Consider the following 18,449-nt stretch of genomic DNA (forward strand, 5'->3'; position numbering starts at 1 on the left):
TTACACGCTAGATTTGGAGATTGGATAGGAATGGAATCGATTCACCCAGACTGGGTGATATAGATAAACTCGTAAGCAAGGAGAGAAAAAACATGGCCAAAAAGGAGTTGCAGCCTTCGTTAAAAACCAGCCATATCCCAGCGGGAACAAGCTGGATCGGGTACAACCTGTCCAGAATGAAAAGTCAGCGACAATTAATGTGGATGTCATTTCCGTTTATTGCGTTTATCGCTATTTTTGCGTATGGACCATTATGGGGCTGGTTGATGGCGTTTCAGAATTATAGACCGGGCATTGGTTTTATGGAGCAGGATTGGGTGGGGGTGGATCATTTTCGAACGTTATTCACGGACCCTACATTTTTACGTGTCATTCGCAATACGCTGGCGATGAGCCTGATCAGTCTGTTTCTGGGATTTGTCGGCTCAATTGGTCTGGCGCTCTTATTGAATGAACTGCGAATGGTATTGTTCAAACGCGTGGTACAGACGGTTTCCTACCTTCCACATTTCCTGTCGTGGATCATCGTAACAGGTATTGTTGCGAATGTATTATCAACGGAAACAGGAATAGTGAATGTGCTGTTGACGAAATTGGGCCTGATTGATGCACCGATCAATTTTTTTGCCGAACCCAAGTACTTCTGGGGGATTGTAGGTCTGTCCAGCATGTGGAAGGAAATTGGCTGGGGCACGATTATTTATCTGGCGGCCATGGCGTCGATTAATCCGAGCTTGTACGAGGCAGCTTCCATCGACGGAGCCGGACGGTTTCGTAAAATGTTCAATGTCACACTTCCAAGCATCAAACCAACGATTATTATCCTGCTTATCATCAACGTTGGTAACGTACTGAACGCGGGTTTTGAGATTCAATACTTGTTGGGGAACGGACTTGTGCAGGATGTATCCGAGACGATCGACATTTTTGTTTTGAAATACGGGATTAATCTCGGCAACTACTCACTTGCCACCGCAGCAGGCATTTTCAAAAGTGTGGTCAGTCTGGTGCTCATATTTATCGCCAACGGGATTGCCAAGTCTCTTGGTGAAGAGCGATTGATATGATAAGGGGGCAGAGCTGTGAAACTATTTAGCAGAAACCGAAGCTTGGGAGACTCTATTTTTTCCATCACCAATGGCATATTTATGTTGCTTGTCATGGTTGTTACGTTATATCCTTTTTTAAACACCATTGCCGTATCTTTCAATAACGGGCTGGATACGATCCGCGGGGGGATCTATCTCTGGCCGAGGGAATGGACGCTGCAAAATTACGTCTCCGTATTCCAAAACCCGAATCTGACACAAGCCGCATTTGTTTCGGTCGCCAGAACTGTGGTGGGAACGGTTGTACAGCTGTTCTGTACAGCCATGCTGGCCTATGTGCTGAGCCGCAAGGAGTATATGTTTAACAAATTGGTCACAACGCTGTTTGTCATGACGATGTATTTCAGCGGCGGTTTAATTCCGGGATACATGCTGATCAAACAAGTGGGGCTGCTGAACAGCTTCTGGGTATACATTATTCCCGGGTTGATCGGGGTGTTCAACATGATCGTCATTCGTACCTACATTCAGGGACTGTCGGAGGGATTGATTGAATCCGCGAAGATGGATGGAGCCGGAGATTTTCGGATTTTCATGCGTATCGTGCTTCCCCTATCCAAACCGGTTCTGGCTACGGTTGCACTGTTTATTGCTGTAGGTCAGTGGAACTCCTGGTTTGACTCCATGTTGTACACGGCGGGAAATCGGAATTTGACCACCTTGCAGTATGAGCTGATGAAATTGTTATCCTCTGCGACCTCACAGGGGGGAACCGTCAACGTGGATTCATTCAAAAATGTAACCAACATGGTGACGCCTGTATCCATTCGGGCAGCAATCACGGTTGTGACGGCAATGCCGATTGTTTTACTGTATCCGTTCTTGCAAAAATACTTTGTGACTGGACTAACCATTGGAGGGGTAAAAGAATGAAAAATTCAAATCAAAGCGAACAATGCACGTTTAACAATCCGATTATGCCTGGGTTTTATCCAGATCCATCCGTCTGCCGGGTGGGTGAAGATTTTTATCTGGTGACATCAACATTTGCCTATTTTCCTGGCGTTCCGATCTTTCAGAGCCGTGATCTAGTGAATTGGAAACAGATTGGCAATGTGCTGGACCGCACTTCACAGTTAAATCTTCAGGGAGCAGGCCATTCACAGGGGATATTCGCACCAACGCTCCGGTATCATGAAGGCACCTTCTATATGATTACAACCAATGTATCACATGGCGGCAATTTTGTTGTAACCGCTACCGACCCGGCTGGGCCATGGTCTGATCCTTATTTTATTGAAGGCGCAGAAGGCATAGACCCTACGATTTTCTTCGATGATGGCAAAGCGTATTACCTTGGTACACGTCCTTGCTCCGAGGGAGTTCGTTACAATGGGAACTGGGAAGTGTGGCTGCGGGAGTTGGATCTGGGCAGTATGAAGCTGGTGGGAGACAGTTACGTTCTGTGGCGCGGGGCGATGGTGGATGTCATCTGGCCGGAAGGCCCGCACCTGTATAAGATCGATGAATATTACTATTTATTGATTGCAGAGGGAGGCACAGGGCCAAACCATGCCGTGACCATTGCTCGTAGCAAAAGTTTGACCGAAGGATACGTCGGGAATCCGAATAATCCAATCATTACACATCGCCATTTGGGTAAACGTTACCCTGTTGTTAATGTAGGACATGCCGACTTGGTGCAGGCTGCGAATGATCAATGGTTCATGGTCATGCTTGCTTCGCGTCCATATGGAGGGAGCTATAGCAACCTGGGGCGGGAGACGTTCCTTGCTTCTGTTGTTTGGGAGGACGGATGGCCTGTTGTCAATGAGGGCCGCGGAATCCTGGAGGAGCAGGGCACGTTAGATTTGAAGCCTGTTCCGGTAGAGCCGCAACTGCGTTTTGACCATTTTGACAGTGATAAACTGGGCTTGCAATGGATGTTCCTGCGCAATCCTCAGGAGGATCTCTATTCATTAACCGAACGAAAAGGATACTTGCGACTGAAGCTGAAACCGCAAACATTGAAGGAAAAAGAAAATTCCAGCTTTGTTTGTCTGCGTCAAAGGCATATGGATTATGTCGCAGCTACAGCGATGGAATTTGTGCCCGGGAATGCCAATGAAACGGCTGGTCTTGTCGTCATTCAGAACGATCTGTATCACGTACGGATTGAGCGTGCTCTGGCGGATAAACAGCAGGTGCTGCGTGTATTGACCTGTATAGATGGTCAGGATACCCACATAGCGCAAATCGCACTGGAGGGTGATGTACCGCGGGTGTATATCAAACTGGCCGCAACAGGTCAGCAACTAAACTTCTATTACAGCACGGATGGAAGTCAGTATCATCTGGTCGCGGAACAGGTGGATACAAGCAGCCTGAGCACCGAAGTAGCCGGCGGCTTTGTTGGCTGTTGTATCGGAATGTTTAGCAGCAGCAACGGTACTTCTTCCGATCAGGTAGCGGACTTTGACTGGTTTGAATATGGTTCATATAAATAATATTTAGATGATAGAATAACAGAAAGTAAGCTCAATCCGGTGGCGGTAGTCCAGGGATTGAGCTTTTTTTCGTTCTTTTTGCGAAAGGGCTATGGGGAGGCATTACAGTCTATTGTCCAGCTTCATGTGCTGAGCTTTTTATGATGTTAATTATTTTACGCTGCGCATCCCTGGCCTCCGGAATCGGATAGAGGACAAAGACATGGTTCATTTTGGGGTAAACGTACGTTTGATGATCGATTCTTTGATCCGTCAGCAGTTTGTCGAGCTTCATATTATCAGGAAACAAACCCTCGTGAGTCCCGATAAAGATGCTGATTTTGCCCAGACCGGCGAAATCTCCGTAGATTGGACTGATTAACGGATCGTTCAACGGTTTGTCAGCTGCCCAGATCCGCCGGATGACATCATACCCTTCCACAGCGAGCATAGGGTCGCGTGTCTCGTAATCAAATATGACCGGATTGTCCAGCACCATATCCACACAAGGTGATAACAAGATGATATCTTTGGGCTGCGGGAGATCATGCATCTTCAGATAATGGGTCAAGACTAGGGATATGTTCCCGCCTGCGGAATCCCCCATAATGGTGAGTTGTGCTGGGTCGTCCACGGAGGCAAGCAGATCCCGGTATAGATTGAGCAGTTTCGGATACGTGTGCTGATAATTAAAATGCGGAACCTTTGGATAGATGGGAGCAACAACTTTGGCATTCAGAGCCTGAGCCATGCGGTCCATGAATTTCCAGTGTAAAGACAGCGGCTGGTGTGTATGCGCCCCGCCATGAATGTAGAGAATGACCCTCTGTTCACGGGAATGCTGATCGTTTAAGGTGAACACCTGCATGTCTTCATGGGAGCGCTCTTTAATGGAAGATGACAGTTTTGTTTTACCCAAGATATAAGGTTTAATGTTTTCCAAGCCCATATGATCCAGGTGTTTGCGGGTAAGCTCGCGTGTTGAAAAAATTTTCTTGGTATCTAACGTTCCGATATATTTCTCGAATAGAAAGCTCGTCAACGAGCGTTTGTGATTATGGATATACAGGTTCATTGAGGAATCACCCTTCCTGATGGAGTTCAGATATACGGTCTGTGGAGACTATAAGTGAAGTATAAAGGTTGAAGTGTACTTCAAGGTCAATCTTAATTTTTCCATCAAACCGTTTACGGTTAGAGTAAAGCATGGTACCCGTTCTATGTTATGATATTTGCATCTTCAAAAGTTCGATTGAAGGGGCATAGCGTATGAATCAGAGCATACAACAGTTTAAAGCGGATTTTTTCAAAGCGTTGGCACACCCGATGCGGATTCAGATTCTGGAGCTGCTGAGTGAAGGAGCCAAAAACGTGAATGAACTGCAAAGCATTCTGGGATCGGAAGGCTCTGCCGTTTCACAGCAACTGGCTGTATTGCGCAGCAAAAACGTTGTCCATGGAACCAAAGAAGGGACAACCGTCACCTATTCGCTGCGTGATCCGCTGATTAAGGACCTGCTGGCAGTCACCAAACAGATTTTTGACAATCATCTGGTTGATGCCATTTCCATGCTGGAAGATATTCGAAAAGAGTCCTGACACAATAAACAAGAGCAACTGGGTGTAATCACCGGAGGTTCTTGTTTTTTGTGTTAAGTTCCTGCTGAGATTGTGCGTAATCCGATTGACAGGACGTATGCAGGGGAGTAGTCTTTTAAATATATTCAAATATTCAAATATATGAAGAAAAGAAGGTTTTTGTACATGAAATGGATGGGGAGATATGCAGGGTACAATGCTTCCGCTTTTCGCAAGGATCTGTTATCAGGACTGATTGTAGGTATCATTGCGATTCCACTCGGTATGGCCTTTGCCATCGCTTCCGGGGTCAAACCGGAGTATGGATTGTATACCACAGTAATCGCAGGGATTCTCATTTCCTTGCTGGGTGGGTCCAAGTTCCAGATTGGAGGGCCAACGGGGGCATTCATTCCGATCCTATTTGCCATTGTGATGCAGTATGGATATGAGAATCTGCTGATCGCCGGAATGATGGCCGGTTTGATGCTTGTACTAATGGGCGTATTCAAGCTTGGGGCATTAATTAAGTTTATTCCAAAGCCGGTGACTATCGGTTTTACGGCAGGGATCGCCGTCATTATTTTTAGCGGACAAATTACGAACTTTCTGGGACTTCGAGGCATAGAGAAACACGAGGATTTCTGGTCCAATATGAAAGAAATCGGGATGCATATCTCGACGATTAATATATACAGTGTGCTTACAGCTGGAATCTGTTTGCCTGTTCTTCTGCTTGTGCCCAAGTTTGCACCAAAGGTGCCTGCATCACTGGTGGGGCTGGTTCTTTCGACGGTAGTCGCGGCGTTCTTTTTTGAAGGGCAGGTGGCTACAATTGGTTCGTCCTTTGGCGCGATACCTAACTCATTGCCTCAGTTTCATGTGCCTGAGATCACTTGGGGACGTATCGTGAACTTGCTGCAACCCGCTTTTGTCATCGCCATGCTGGGTGGAATTGAATCGCTGCTATCCGCAGTTGTTGCCGATGGCATGACCGGAAGTCGGCATAACAGCAATCGAGAGTTGATTGGGCAGGGGATTGCTAATATGGTGACGCCGTTATTTGGTGGTATTCCTGCAACAGGAGCGATTGCACGTACAGCAACAAATATCAAATCCGGCGCAGTATCGCCATGGTCTGGCGTGATTCACGGTGTGGTGGTTTTGCTGGTGCTTGTTCTCTTTGCGCCATATGCATCGCACATTCCTCTTGCCAGTATGGCTCCCGTTCTCATGCTGGTTGCCTGGAATATGAGTGAACGAAAATCCTTCATACATGTCATGAAAACCAAAACGAGTGATTCGCTCGTTCTGCTGATTACCTTTTTGCTGACCGTATTTACAAGTTTAACAACGGCTGTAGAGGTTGGGTTGATTCTGGCTGTCCTTTTATTTGTTAAACGGATGAGTGAGATGTTGAAGGTTGCCAAAGTACTACCCGATCCCGATCATAAACATGAGAAAGTCATGGCCCACATGGTTCGGGAAGGACATGATTGTCCGCAAATAAGCCTATATACAATTGAAGGGCCACTTTTTTTCGGCGCAGCGGATACGTTCGAGAAGTCGGTCATGGATTCGATTCATCGTCGACCAGGCACTCTGCTGTTGCGCATGGGCAAGGTGCCTTTTATGGATACAACAGGTGAATCCAATCTGGCCCGTGTTGTCAAACATATGGAGAGATCCGGGGGCAGGGTTTTACTTTCAGGCATTCAGGCGCAACCGTTGGAGATGCTGAAGAGAACAGGATTGATTGAACGGATTGGTTCGGATCATATGTTTGAGCACACGGGTGAAGCCATCAATTATGCATTATTGCATCTGGATGTTCAGAAATGTAGGGGGTGCAAACATTTTGCCTTTCGTGAATGTGCTGCATTGTCGAGCGCTGGCATCGACCCAGCGTGTAATAACCTGCTGAAACCTGGAAAGCGAGTCAATGTAAATAGCCCTATCTAACCTGCTGATGAGAGAAATGGAGCTATAGGAGTCTAAAGAGTATTTGTTTATCAAAATATATATTCTGGAAAATAAACGAAAAATATACTATGTTATAGGTTGATAGGTGAAAGGATTACATCGTTCATCAGATGAGAAACAATCATATTAAACCGAAGGAGCATACATATGTCCATTCAACCGACTGCTTTACGTTCAGTGCTTAACCCCAGGTACCTGGAGTCTGCATTGAGTAATCAATATGACATTGGAACATGGGAAGAATGTTTGTTTTGGCTTAGAGGATTAAATGATACCTACCGGGTTCGCACGTCCAGTGGCATGTACATTCTCCGTATCTACCGCACTGAAATCACGGAGGCAGATGTTCAGTATGAGCTTTCATTATTGTCTCAACTCAAGAACGTTCTAGGTTCTGCGGAACATACCGACATTGGAGAATACATCGAGAAGAAAGATCATACGGGATATACGGTGTTGGAGGCTGCGGAAGGCAAGCGGGTTGCTGTAATGTTTCGGTATATTGAGGGTACGGAGAACAATCTGGAGGATGAGGAGTCTTGTTACGCCTTTGGCCAATCTGCAGCTGAATTGCATGAGGCTATGGATCAGGTGAACATGGAGCTGCCACGATATGAGCTGGATCTGAAGTTACTTATTGACGAACCCCTTGAGCGAATTATCCACTATATCGGTGAGAACAATGAAGCAGCAGCATTTCTCCATACGTTTGCCACAACGTTAAAAGAACGCATCGTTACCATTTCCAGACAAGACCTGGACTTTGGTCTGTGCCATGGCGATATGCATGGGAATAACAATGTGTTTCAACAGGAACATCAGTTCATCCATTATGACTTCGAGTGGGCAGCCAAAGGCTGGCGTGCCTATGATTTAGCTCAAGTGAAAGTTCGAAAAAGGCAGTCTGATGAGCGAAAAGCAGCATTATGGGATGCGCTCATGGCAGGATATCGTTCAGTCAGAAGTTTCTCTGCCGAAGATGAGCAGGCGGTTGATCTCTTTATTGTTGCTCGCCGATTCTGGGTGATGGGACTAGATGTTGCTTTTATTGAGAGTGATATGGGTGCGCTGGACTATGGTTCGGATTGGCTGGATAGTTTCGTGGAAGAGTTCCGGGATACGGGGATTATTTCCTAGCGAATGATAAACATTATTTTAGGTGTAGGTTTGAATGCTTAAGACCCTTCCGAGTCAACTTAAACTCGGGAGGGTCTTTTTCATCTTATATTGAAGGTAACAGGGTCACTTATTAATTCGATGATGAAGAAGCGGCAGCAGCCGATGCTGCGGCAGTTGCGGCCATGGCGGCCTGCTGGGCGATGATAATATTTGTGATACTGGTTGAGATTGCTGTCGTAAGCACACCGTTCCGCAGATTCTCCACATGTTGAATGGCTACCAGAGCAGACGAGAACAGGAGCAACTCCTGTTTGTCGATTGACCAGGCACCGAAGCCTTTTTGAGTCCGTAACCAGTCATTTGTTTCCGCGACTTCATCCACTAATGAGTCTCTGTCCGAAGGCAGTAGAGAAAGTATCCCGAGAGAGGCTAACGTATAGGTTTTGTCCATTCGAAGATTCCTTTTGCGAAAAGCTTCATTTAAGGCAATCACACGAGCACCTGCATCCGGGGGATCATCTCCAAGAACCAGGATCTGTGTTAACGCCTGCACACTGTTTCTGGAAGAGAACTCTGGTTTTAATTCCCCGTAGAGTTGTTCCATACGTGCCACACCAGTATCTACGTTGAGATCGGAAAGGGCTAACATGGCAGCGAAAATGTAGTCATCCTGTCCAGTGAGGAAACGATGCTCTGCTTTCATGCCGTCATAAAATAATTTGGCCCGCTCCACCGTAGGTTGAAACTGGTCAGGTGATGTCTGAGTAGCGATCTGATAGGCGGCAATAACCAGATAATCAGAGTTGCGAAATTTGATTTCTTTCATCAAGTCATAGACATGCAAGGTGTCTGCCAGTCTTGTCTCTTCATCCGCTGTAAGGGAGAGCATGGTAGCAATGCTAATGACCGAATTACCTCTGAATGCAGAGAAAAGCTTTGTGTTTTGCTTAATCAACTCATGGCTTTGACGAATAGCTTCCCCATCCGCTGTTTTATTCTCCGCTGCATAGAGCAGGGCAGCCAGACGTTGCATCATCGCATGTTGCCATTTGAACGACTCCTTGATGATCTGGGTATTGGAAACAAATAATTCAACTCGTTCTGCATGATGCTGCTGCATAGGCACACCTCCATATTCACTGTTATTCTATAATACCCTTCCAGCTTCCTTCATTCCGTCGGTGTAAACAGATTAGATGATTAGGAATATCAAATGAATTAAAGCAATTATTCCCATAGGGTAGATCAATGATCTGGAGAACCCGTTTTTAAATTCATTTCTAGGATGTTTTTCGAAAAAGAAGTGTAATACGGTATGTATGATGAAAAAGATATCTAACACCCAAAATGTAATGGTCTGATATGAGCTAAAAAGAAGAGAGAGGATGATGGTATACATTGGCAGGTGAATCCAAGTGAAATACCTATAGGCTTTATCATCTTCCATATCTTTTAACACCATAAACAATTTCCACTCGGACCGCCTGATGGCATCCATTTCGTGAAGCAGAAAGAGAGACAGGTTAAACAAAAATAAAACCAGTAAAAAGTCAGGCATGTAAAGTCTCCTTTTCCTATTCAATCTGTTCCTATCTTACTAAAGGTAATTTAATTTGGCAAAATATGAAAAAAAGGTTCACGCTCCGTTCATACGTGCTTGATATGCTCTCGAAAGAAAGCGTAAGGAACAGGTATTAAAAAATATGCGGAGTGGTGGGGACAAGTCATGTCATCGTTGATAAGAAAGATTTTTGGGAAAATAGTTTTTCTGGTGTTATTGTTAGGCATGATATTAGGGGCAACTGGATTAGGGACCATGCCACTATCGGCAGCAGTATCCAATCAGGGATTAAATCCGGGTAAATTGGAGCAAGGAGTCGTAGCTAATCTGGAGGATACTGATCAGTTAACGGCATTCATGGATGGGATGATGGATGTGCAAATGCGATCTTTACAGATTCCAGGCGCAGTCATTTCGATTGTGAAGGATGGGAAGATCCTGCTCTCCAAAGGGTACGGACATTCGAACATCGAAGAAAATAAACCCGTTGATCCCCAAACCAGCTTATTTCGAATTGCTTCAACAACAAAGCTGTTCACATGGACCGCGGTGATGCAATTGGTTGAGGCGGGCAAGCTTGATCTCGATTCAGACGTCAACACTTATCTAAAAACGGTGAAAATACCGAAAACCTATGAGGAACCGATTACATTGCGCCATCTTATGACCCATACCGCAGGGTTCGAGGAAGGCGGTGTAGGTTATCAGATCACTACCGATCCGGGGAAACTTCCCGCCTCTATTGCTGAAACGATGGCAAAACATATGCCTGCAAGGGTTAAGCCACCAGGCGAGATGCTGTCGTATTCCAATTATGGCGCCTCACTCGCGGGACTTATCGTCGAAGAAGTGAGCGGTGTTGCCTACAATGACTATATACAGAAAAATATATTTGATCCGCTGGGCATGAATTATGCTACGGTAGAGGAGCCTGTTCCAGCGTCTCTGGAACCTTATGCCGCCCTTGGATACGCCCGAGCTAACGGAGAGTTTGTAACCAAACGGCCAACGTATGAGGGCGGATTCCGTCCTGCGGGATCAGGGAGCGTGTCAGCGAACGATATGGCTCATTTCATGATTGCCCATCTTCAAGACGGGCGATATGAAGATAAACAAATGCTCAAGCCGGAAATAGCCAAGCTCATGCATTCTCCGGCATTCCAGTTTGATGAACGTTTACCCGCCATGGATCTGGGCTTTTACGAGTTGAATATGAATGGGTTGCGTGTGATCTCTCATGGAGGGGCCGATGAGCTGTTTAATACAGCGCTTTATCTTGTACCGGACAAAAAAGTGGGCATCTTTGTTTCCTATAGTGGAGGGGAAGGCGGAACGGCAGCAGAAGGGTTGGCGCAAGCCTTTTTTGACCGATACTATCCTGTACATGCAACTAAGCAGCCTAATGAAGCTTCTATTGAATTAGGGGAGTCTCTGGAAAAATATGCAGGCTCTTATCAATTTACCCGTCGTAATCACACGAAGATCGATAAGTTTTTCAGTTTTCTGACTCAAATCAATATTGAGGTTTCGGATAACCGACTGTTTATTGGAAGTGGTGCAGATCAGCAAGTATATACTCCGATTGGCGTGAATTTATTCCAGGAGGTCGGAGGGACACATCAGATGGGGTTCCGCACCGATGCAGAGGGCAAGGTCACGTATCTGTTTCTGGATATATTAAACCCAATGCCGCTGGAACCTGCACCGTTAATGAACCAATCGAAGTTCTGGCTCCTCTTGCTCGGCATTTCGGTTGTTCTGTTCATCACTGTATTGCATGGATTTGTTTATCGCAGACGCGAAATCAGAGTGATGCCAAAAGCGCAGAAATGGGCAGTCCGGTTGTCAGCTATTACGTCTATATGGGGATTATTAACCTTGGGCGCAACGCTTCTGGTAATGAACATGGATTTGATTGATCGGCTTAGCCATATTCCACTATCTTTACGTCTCTATCTGTTTATGCCGGTTATCCTTGTAGGGTTGACTGCGGCAATATTCATCATGAGCGTTCTGGCATGGAAAAACCAATATTGGACGTTACTGAAGCGTGTGCACTATACGTTTGTAACGGTAGCAGCAGTGGTCTTGAGTTTATTTTTCTATCATTGGAACCTGCTGGGCTGGCATTTTGGTTGAAGACCTCCTCCCAAGTGGAAGAAACAAGATAGATATTGGAGGCATACATTTGATATGACCAAAATCCTAGTTGTGGATGACGATGTGCATATTCGTGAGCTGATTACCTTATTTTTGCGTAATGAAGGATTCGAGATTGTGGTAGCCAAAGACGGAGCGGAAGCACTGGAGATTGTGGGGAAATCCCAAATTGATCTGGTTATCCTTGATATTATGATGCCGCGATTGGATGGTTGGGAATTATGCAAGGAGATCCGGCGTATGGATCTGAATATGCCATTGCTAATGGTTACGGTAAAAGGGGAATCGGCCCAGAAAGTGAAGGGATTTCAATTGGGAACAGATGATTATTTAACGAAGCCCTTTGATCCGCTGGAACTTGTGATGAGAGTAAAAGCATTGCTGAAACGTTACTTGATTGTCTCTTCCCAGACGATTCAATTGGGGGGCATTATGCTGAATCGACGCAGCTTTCAAGTGATTCGTGGAGAAGAAACAATCAATTTGCCTTTAAAAGAATTTGAATTGCTGTTCATGTTGGCAAACCAGCCTGGGCAGATTTTTACCCGGGAACAATTAATCATTAAGATCTGGGGAAGTGACTATGAAGGGGATGACCGGACAGTTGATGTTCATATCAAGCGACTACGTGAAAAATTCGCTGGTGATGCACACCATTTTCAGATTGAAACGGCTCGCAGTCTGGGCTACCGGTTAGTCATCACATGATCAAAACCTTATATGTTCGTATTATTTGCACGTTTCTGGTCGTCATTGTTTTCAGCTTGCTGACCTCTTTCTTCATCGGGATCTTCCTTTTCAAAAAAGAAGTAAATCATATCGGTCAGAATGACATGATTTCTGTAGGGGAGGAACTGATCCGTCTATATGAGCAAACGCAACCTGAGGACAGGGATGCTTTCATCAAAAGTATGGTGAAAGTGTCCACCTATCCCATTCATCTATATGACGTTTCGGGTAACGTAACCTATTATGACCTAGACCATACAGAGACCGTTGAAATCGCACCAGAAGTGGTTCAAATGGTGTTGCAGGGTCAGGTCTATCGTTCTCCTGGAGAAGTGGAGCAGACGTTCATCGGTCTCCCTTTTCCATACAAAGGGGAACCACAAGCCATGTTTATGCAGTATTCTCCGCAGAACGAAAATATCATTAATCGGATGATTTTACTGGTGTTATTGCTTGCACTGTTGATCGGAAGTTTTTGTATCCTTATTGCTGCAAGGTATTTGGTGAAGCCGATTCAGGTGTTGACGCGGGCAACCAAACGACTGGCGAAGGGTGATTTTAATGTGGAAATCCAAACAAAGCGCGTGGATGAAATGGGAGCATTGACGCAGAGTTTTAATGAAATGGCGAGTGAGCTTAAACAGCTGGAACAGATGAGACAGGATTTTGTTTCCAATGTATCTCACGAGATTCAAACGCCGCTGACCTCTATTTCCGGTTTTGCCATGGCGTTGAAAAACAGCAGCCTGGTCGCTGAGGCCGATCGTAACTATTACCTCGATATCATTATTACAGAGAGTGGACGACTATCCAGACTAAGTGATAATCTGCTGGAGCTTGCGTCTCTGGATTCCGATCATCATCCGTTCGAGACAACTACCTATAATCTTGATGAACAAATCAGGCAAGTGGTGGTGACTTGCGAGCCTCAATGGTCAGCCAAAGGTATTCCAATTCACTTAGAATTGGCGGACGGTATCAAAATCAGGGCAGATCAGGATCAGCTTAACCAAGTGTGGATGAATTTACTAGGCAACAGCATTAAGTTTACTCCCGTGGGTGGGCATATCGAAATACGCACGAGCCAGTCGGTAGATGGAATCTTTTTCACGATAACCGATTCGGGCATTGGAATAGCGCCGGAGCAACTGGATTATGTTTTCGAGCGGTTTTATAAAACAGACCTGTCACGCGATCGTAGCATCAGTGGTAACGGTCTGGGCCTTGCCATCGTCAAAAAAATCGTGATGCTCCATCACGGAACTGTCGAAATGAAAAGTCAGGTGGGCGTGGGGACAACGGTGAAGGTTCATTTGCCTTCCGGATGATTACAAAAATGATTGTAGAGCTGCCAAAGATATTTTTCTGGCAGCTCTTTTTTTATGGGTTTTCAGATCCCTATTCCAGTGGCGATAAAATCAGGATTATTCTGTTTGCAATAAATCATCAGGGGTTATCCTAATCATGTCAGGTGAGGGCATGAGGAGAGGCACCTTTTTCATGTAAAAGTCCTGTTTAGCTGATCTTCCTCACATTCCTTGTTGTATTTCTGCGACACATCTCGTACAATTTGGTGGAGTAATTCTGCATTGCGTTAATGTGAATGTGAAAATTAAAGATTACATCAGGAAGCTGTACACAAGAAAAGGGGAGAATCGTTTGGAATCAAAGCAACTATCTAGAGGGCTAAAGCCCCGCCATGTAGAGCTGATTGCACTCGGAGGTACAATCGGCGTTGGTTTGTTCATGGGATCGGCAAGTACGATCAAATGGGCAGGTCCATCCGTGCTGCTGGCTTATTTATTGGCTGGTATCGTTATCTTTTTTGTCATGCGCATTATGGGGGAAATGTTGATTCAGGAGCCGGTCACGGGTTCGTTTGCAACATTTGCTCACAAATATATTAGTCCGCTTGCCGGATTTCTGACCGCCTGGAGCTACTGGTTCCTATGGGTTACGGTTGGTATGGCGGAAGTTACGGCGATTGGTATCTATGTCGGGTATTGGTTCCCGGATATTCCACAGTGGCTGCCTGCACTTGCTGGGGTGCTCATCATTGCGGCGGCAAATCTGGCGGCGGTGAAGTTCTATGGGGAATTTGAATTCTGGTTTGCGATGATCAAGGTGACGGCTATTGTGGCGATGATCGTGATCGGAACCGGGCTCATCTTCTTCGGCTTGGGGAACGGGGGAGAGCCAATCGGACTGTCGAATCTGTTCAGTCATGGTGGCTTCTTCCCTGGGGGCATCAAAGGTTTCCTCTTCGCGCTGTGTATCGTAACGGCTGCGTATCAAGGGGTGGAGATGGTCGGTATTACAGCAGGCGAAGCGGAGAATCCGAAACACACTTTGCGTAAAGCGATCAAAAATATCGTGTGGCGTATTCTTATTTTCTACGTTGGTGCCATATTTGTTATCGTAACCTTGTACCCTTGGAACGAAGTAGGCGAGACGGGCAGCCCGTTTGTGCTCACCTTTGCCAAAGTTGGTATTGTTGCTGCAGCGGGGATCATTAACTTTGTGGTGCTCACGGCGGCCATGTCGGGATGTAACAGCGGGATCTACAGTGCAGGACGGATGTTATACACACTGGCTGAGAACGGGCAGGCACCTGCCTTTTTCAAAAAGCTGTCCAAAGGTGGGGTTCCCCGCAACAGTATCGTCATTACAATCTCCTTGTTGCTGATTGGGGTTGTGCTGAACTACCTGATGCCGGACTCCAAGCTGTTCCTGTACATCTACAGTGCAAGTGTTCTTCCGGGTATGGTTCCATGGTTCGCGCTGGCGTTCAGCCAGTTCCGATTCAGAAAGCGTTGGGACAACGAGATGGCGGATCATAACTTCAAGTCCAAATGGTTCCCGATCAGCAATTACATTATTATTGTGTATTTGATCCTCGTCATTATCGGTATGGCGTTTAACCCGGATACGCGCTTGCCTCTGGTTGTTGGAGCTACGTTTATGGCAATCGTGGTGGCAGGATATTTCGCATTTGGCATTGGCAAAAGACAACAGATAGATGGCGGCGAAGATCGCTAGTCTAATATTCAAAAATCAACTTATATCGTAATTTCATACGTGCATTCCTTGAATACAATGGAGAACCTGCGGGTGATTCAGCGTCATTCAGGGAGTGCATTTTTTATTCGGAAAAATCATGCTTGAATCTCCTGTAACTGGAGGTTTTAAGATTGGAGGTAGAAAGGGAGGCTTTAAGCATATGAGGACAGTAGAATGGATTCATCTTATTTTTAACCTGCTTATGTTCGTGGGGGTAATCGGGATCGGGAGACAGAGTCAACATTTTCGGAAAATGGTATGGGGTGGATTCGTCATATCGGGTGTGCTGTTGATCGTCCATAGTGTGGTCGAAGGACTTCGTTGGCCGATGATTCCGGCGTATCTGCTCACGTTGGTTCCACTGGTTGTGTTAGTTACACAGGCAAGACGCCAGCAAAAGTCAGGTGCAACTTCGCTGAATAGTAAATGTTCCGAGGTGCCATCTTCCACATCGACTGTGGCAGGGAAATTCGGACGTGTTCGAATCATTGCAACGTCTCTCCTGGTGTTGGGATACGCTATTGTATGCATTGGCTTGCCGCTGCTGTTCCCTGTGTTTTCGTTTGCCAAGTCAGCAGGTCCTTATGGAATCGGAACGGTATCCTACGATTGGACAGATAACAGCCGTGAGGAGTTGCTGACGAGTTCTGCCGGTGATCAACGGGAGCTGATGGTACAGATCTGGTACCCAACGAATCCAGAAGCAGAGGGCGCAACAGCTCCTTATGTTAATAAGCCGGATATCTATGCGACAGCCTTCAATGAAGTGCTGAAACTGCCAAAGCTTTTATTTTCCAGTCTGAGTCAGGTCAAAACACATGCGATACAGGAAGCTCAGTTGTCTGAGGCCGAAGCCAAGTATCCGGTTGTTCTTTTCTCTCATGGTCTGCATGGGTATGAAAATCAGAATACGTTCCAGGTTGAGCAGCTGGTCAGTCAAGGTTACATTGTTGTAGGCATTAATCACACGTATAGCAGTCTGGTATCCGTATTCCCGGATGGACGTGTGGCGCAGTTTGAATCGGAAGGAAAAGAAGGCTTTGAACAGCTGCAATTCAGTTACATGGACAAGTTGAATGAGACATGGGTGAAGGATGCACAGTTTGTACTGGATGAGGTAGAGAAGTTGGGTACGGGAGATCCGAGCGGACGCTTTACAGGACGTATGGATCTGGACAACATCGGCATGTTTGGGCATTCATTTGGCGGAGCAACGACAGTACAGATGTTAATGGATGATCCACGTGTGAAAGCAGGCATGAATATGGACGGTGTATTGTTTGGCGAGAAACGTATCCCTGCGGAAGGCGTGGGCAAGCCGTTCCTGATGATGAGTGCAGACTCAACCGTTGCAGGCACAAGTGTGATGAGTGACGAGGAAATTGCTGCGATGGGCACGACCCGTCCGGAAGCCGAGAAATATTACGAGGAAGTGTACGAGCGCTATGAGCCGGTAACCGCAGGAGGGAACTTCTGGATGGAGCTGACCAACACCAAACATCTGAGTTTCTCCGACCTCTACCTGATCTCTCCACTGCTCGAATGGACACAGGGTGTAGATGCGAGGGGGACACAACAGTTGGTCAACGATACAACGATTGATTTCTTCAACCACTACTTGAAAGGGCAACCGCTCCATATGGACAGGGAAGTGGGAGAACATGAATCCTATTTGTTGAAAAAAGGCTAAACGTATTAATGGAAGGAGACTGGAGTTCAGTCTTCTTCCATTTGTTTTAATCGTAACCGCATGCCCTCCTGCAACAGGTTAATGCCATCTACAATCTGGCTCCATTCGGGATTCATCACCTTGCACAGCTTGTTAAAACGCAGAATGCGATCGGTCACAGAGTCCAGCATATATCGGGCCTGTTTACTAAAAAATACTTCAGGTGTTTCGGCATGCTCGACACTTGCATACATCAACACAAAGTCCCACACCATGCTTTGCACAGCAGGGCTATCGATTGCCCAACGCTTGTCCAGCGCTTCGGTAGTGCGAATGCGAATAGCCTCCATTTTTTTCACCCAGACGTCCGCTTCGACTTGTGGTTGATTCACCATAATGAAGAATGGAACCTCCAGCCGAGCTAGATCAGCCCAATAGGCCGGATCATTGATCAGTTCCTGAATTTCCTTCCAGGCCAGGGTTTGCTGAGCCGTCAGTTTGGTATCTTTCATCATGTATTTATCAAAAAAGTGCAGAAACGACACTCTCCAATCCTGCGGAATGCTATCCAGCAGATGAGATTCATCCACCTTGGCAGCAACGAATTGTTTTCGTCTGCTCGCATTGGCCGTTAGCGATTCTACCAGACTGGAGATATAGGTGAGAGACTGTTCGGAATGTAGGGAAGTTTCTTTTTCATGCTGCTTCGCTTGCTGCAAAATGGAGAGCATGGAATTCATCGTGCCGATCTGGGTTTCCAACGCTTCAATCTGCAGATCCAGTGCCTGTGCTACCGCCAGTTCACCCGACATGAGCTTTCGAATATCCGGTATGCTGAAATTCAGATAACGAAGTGTTGTAATGAGTTCGAGTTGCCACAGGTCTTGCGTTGTATAGAGCCGATGCCCACCTTCCGTATGACTGGAGGGTTGTAACAGTTCAATCTCATCGTAATAACGGATCGTTTTCACCGTGGAGCCGATCAGTTTGGCTGCTTCACCGATGGAATAGGGTTCTTTATTTGCATTCAACGAGATCACCTCATGATTCATTAT

15 protein-coding genes are annotated in these 18,449 nt (G+C 46.1%); 11 read left to right on the forward strand and 4 right to left on the reverse strand.

Annotation, left to right across the window (positions count from 1 at the left end; translation table 11 throughout):
- Positions 1 to 92 precede the first annotated feature (92 nt).
- Genes EL84_RS02305 through EL84_RS02315 form a run of 3 tightly spaced genes read left to right on the forward strand, consistent with a single transcriptional unit; the run spans position 93 to position 3,556 of the window.
- Positions 93 to 1,067, forward strand: a complete 975-nt coding sequence (locus EL84_RS02305) for an ABC transporter permease (protein WP_036606005.1) — start codon at positions 93 to 95, stop codon at positions 1,065 to 1,067.
- A gap of 15 nt (positions 1,068 to 1,082) precedes the next feature.
- Positions 1,083 to 1,982 carry a carbohydrate ABC transporter permease gene (locus EL84_RS02310; protein ID WP_047840551.1) on the forward strand — a complete coding sequence of 300 codons (900 nt, stop codon included), beginning with the start codon at positions 1,083 to 1,085 and terminating at the stop codon, positions 1,980 to 1,982.
- On the forward strand, positions 1,979 to 3,556 hold the full coding sequence (locus EL84_RS02315) for a glycoside hydrolase family 43 protein (RefSeq protein WP_047840552.1): 1,578 nt from the start codon (positions 1,979 to 1,981) through the stop codon (positions 3,554 to 3,556). Before EL84_RS02310 ends, EL84_RS02315 begins: the two co-directional genes overlap by 4 nt.
- A gap of 109 nt (positions 3,557 to 3,665) precedes the next feature.
- Here the strand turns inward: EL84_RS02315 and EL84_RS02320 are convergent, their stop codons facing one another.
- Positions 3,666 to 4,610: an alpha/beta hydrolase fold domain-containing protein gene (locus EL84_RS02320; RefSeq protein ID WP_047840553.1), complete on the reverse strand. Its 945-nt coding sequence runs from the start codon at positions 4,608 to 4,610 to the stop codon at positions 3,666 to 3,668.
- A gap of 194 nt (positions 4,611 to 4,804) precedes the next feature.
- Between EL84_RS02320 and EL84_RS02325 the strand changes: the two genes are divergently transcribed.
- From EL84_RS02325 to EL84_RS02335, 3 genes are all read left to right on the forward strand, one after another.
- Complete coding sequence (locus EL84_RS02325) at positions 4,805 to 5,134, forward strand: ArsR/SmtB family transcription factor (protein ID WP_047840554.1); 330 nt, start codon at positions 4,805 to 4,807, stop codon at positions 5,132 to 5,134.
- A gap of 165 nt (positions 5,135 to 5,299) precedes the next feature.
- Complete coding sequence (locus tag EL84_RS02330) at positions 5,300 to 7,075, forward strand: SulP family inorganic anion transporter (RefSeq protein ID WP_047840555.1); 1,776 nt, start codon at positions 5,300 to 5,302, stop codon at positions 7,073 to 7,075.
- 168 nt (positions 7,076 to 7,243) lie between these two features.
- Positions 7,244 to 8,233, forward strand: a complete 990-nt coding sequence (locus EL84_RS02335; RefSeq protein ID WP_047840556.1) for a phosphotransferase — start codon at positions 7,244 to 7,246, stop codon at positions 8,231 to 8,233.
- A gap of 112 nt (positions 8,234 to 8,345) precedes the next feature.
- On the opposite strand, the gene EL84_RS02340 is transcribed toward EL84_RS02335, so the two are convergent.
- Together EL84_RS02340 and EL84_RS32825 are read right to left on the reverse strand one after the other, a co-directional pair.
- Entirely contained in the window at positions 8,346 to 9,335 is a 990-nt protein-coding gene (locus EL84_RS02340; RefSeq protein WP_047840557.1) for a DUF4003 family protein, read from the reverse strand.
- A 72-nt stretch (positions 9,336 to 9,407) separates the two neighbouring features.
- Positions 9,408 to 9,773 carry a DUF6713 family protein gene (locus EL84_RS32825; RefSeq protein WP_017690584.1) on the reverse strand — a complete coding sequence of 122 codons (366 nt, stop codon included), beginning with the start codon at positions 9,771 to 9,773 and terminating at the stop codon, positions 9,408 to 9,410.
- A 168-nt stretch (positions 9,774 to 9,941) separates the two neighbouring features.
- Between EL84_RS32825 and EL84_RS02350 the strand changes: the two genes are divergently transcribed.
- From EL84_RS02350 to EL84_RS02370, 5 genes are all read left to right on the forward strand, one after another.
- Positions 9,942 to 11,915, forward strand: a complete 1,974-nt coding sequence (locus EL84_RS02350) for a serine hydrolase domain-containing protein (RefSeq protein WP_047840558.1) — start codon at positions 9,942 to 9,944, stop codon at positions 11,913 to 11,915.
- Positions 11,916 to 11,969: 54 nt separating this feature from the next.
- Positions 11,970 to 12,644, forward strand: coding sequence for a response regulator transcription factor (locus EL84_RS02355; protein WP_047840559.1), 675 nt, complete (start codon positions 11,970 to 11,972; stop codon positions 12,642 to 12,644).
- A complete protein-coding gene (locus EL84_RS02360) occupies positions 12,641 to 13,993 on the forward strand; it encodes a sensor histidine kinase (protein WP_047840560.1) in 1,353 nt (450 codons plus the stop codon). The genes EL84_RS02355 and EL84_RS02360 overlap by 4 nt, the downstream gene beginning before the upstream one ends.
- A gap of 331 nt (positions 13,994 to 14,324) precedes the next feature.
- Positions 14,325 to 15,704, forward strand: a complete 1,380-nt coding sequence (locus tag EL84_RS02365) for an amino acid permease (RefSeq protein ID WP_047840601.1) — start codon at positions 14,325 to 14,327, stop codon at positions 15,702 to 15,704.
- Between the two features lie 181 nt (positions 15,705 to 15,885).
- Entirely contained in the window at positions 15,886 to 17,415 is a 1,530-nt protein-coding gene (locus EL84_RS02370; RefSeq protein ID WP_047840561.1) for an alpha/beta hydrolase family protein, read from the forward strand.
- A 26-nt stretch (positions 17,416 to 17,441) separates the two neighbouring features.
- On the opposite strand, the gene EL84_RS02375 is transcribed toward EL84_RS02370, so the two are convergent.
- Positions 17,442 to 18,446 carry a MerR family transcriptional regulator gene (locus tag EL84_RS02375; protein WP_047840562.1) on the reverse strand — a complete coding sequence of 335 codons (1,005 nt, stop codon included), beginning with the start codon at positions 18,444 to 18,446 and terminating at the stop codon, positions 17,442 to 17,444.
- Between the last annotated feature and the right edge of the window lie 3 nt (positions 18,447 to 18,449).

It is taken from the genome of Paenibacillus sp. VT-400 (assembly GCF_001029205.1).
In the GTDB taxonomy this organism is placed as follows: Bacteria; Bacillota; Bacilli; order Paenibacillales; family Paenibacillaceae; genus Paenibacillus; species Paenibacillus amylolyticus.

Excerpts from the sequence above, each read along its gene's own strand:
- EL84_RS02315 (WP_047840552.1), top strand. The coding sequence starts at position 1,979 with ATGAAAAATTCAAATCAAAGCGAACAATGCACGTTTAACAATCCGATT.
- EL84_RS02350 (WP_047840558.1), top strand. The coding sequence starts at position 9,942 with ATGTCATCGTTGATAAGAAAGATTTTTGGGAAAATAGTTTTTCTGGTG.
- EL84_RS02370 (WP_047840561.1), top strand. The coding sequence starts at position 15,886 with ATGAGGACAGTAGAATGGATTCATCTTATTTTTAACCTGCTTATGTTC.
- EL84_RS02375 (WP_047840562.1), bottom strand. The coding sequence starts at position 18,446 with ATGAATCATGAGGTGATCTCGTTGAATGCAAATAAAGAACCCTATTCC.
- EL84_RS02340 (WP_047840557.1), bottom strand. The coding sequence starts at position 9,335 with ATGCAGCAGCATCATGCAGAACGAGTTGAATTATTTGTTTCCAATACC.
- EL84_RS02305 (WP_036606005.1), top strand. The coding sequence starts at position 93 with ATGGCCAAAAAGGAGTTGCAGCCTTCGTTAAAAACCAGCCATATCCCA.
- EL84_RS02330 (WP_047840555.1), top strand. The coding sequence starts at position 5,300 with ATGAAATGGATGGGGAGATATGCAGGGTACAATGCTTCCGCTTTTCGC.
- EL84_RS02355 (WP_047840559.1), top strand. The coding sequence starts at position 11,970 with ATGACCAAAATCCTAGTTGTGGATGACGATGTGCATATTCGTGAGCTG.
- EL84_RS02320 (WP_047840553.1), bottom strand. The coding sequence starts at position 4,610 with ATGAACCTGTATATCCATAATCACAAACGCTCGTTGACGAGCTTTCTA.
- EL84_RS02360 (WP_047840560.1), top strand. The coding sequence starts at position 12,641 with ATGATCAAAACCTTATATGTTCGTATTATTTGCACGTTTCTGGTCGTC.
- EL84_RS32825 (WP_017690584.1), bottom strand. The coding sequence starts at position 9,773 with ATGCCTGACTTTTTACTGGTTTTATTTTTGTTTAACCTGTCTCTCTTT.
- EL84_RS02325 (WP_047840554.1), top strand. The coding sequence starts at position 4,805 with ATGAATCAGAGCATACAACAGTTTAAAGCGGATTTTTTCAAAGCGTTG.
- EL84_RS02335 (WP_047840556.1), top strand. The coding sequence starts at position 7,244 with ATGTCCATTCAACCGACTGCTTTACGTTCAGTGCTTAACCCCAGGTAC.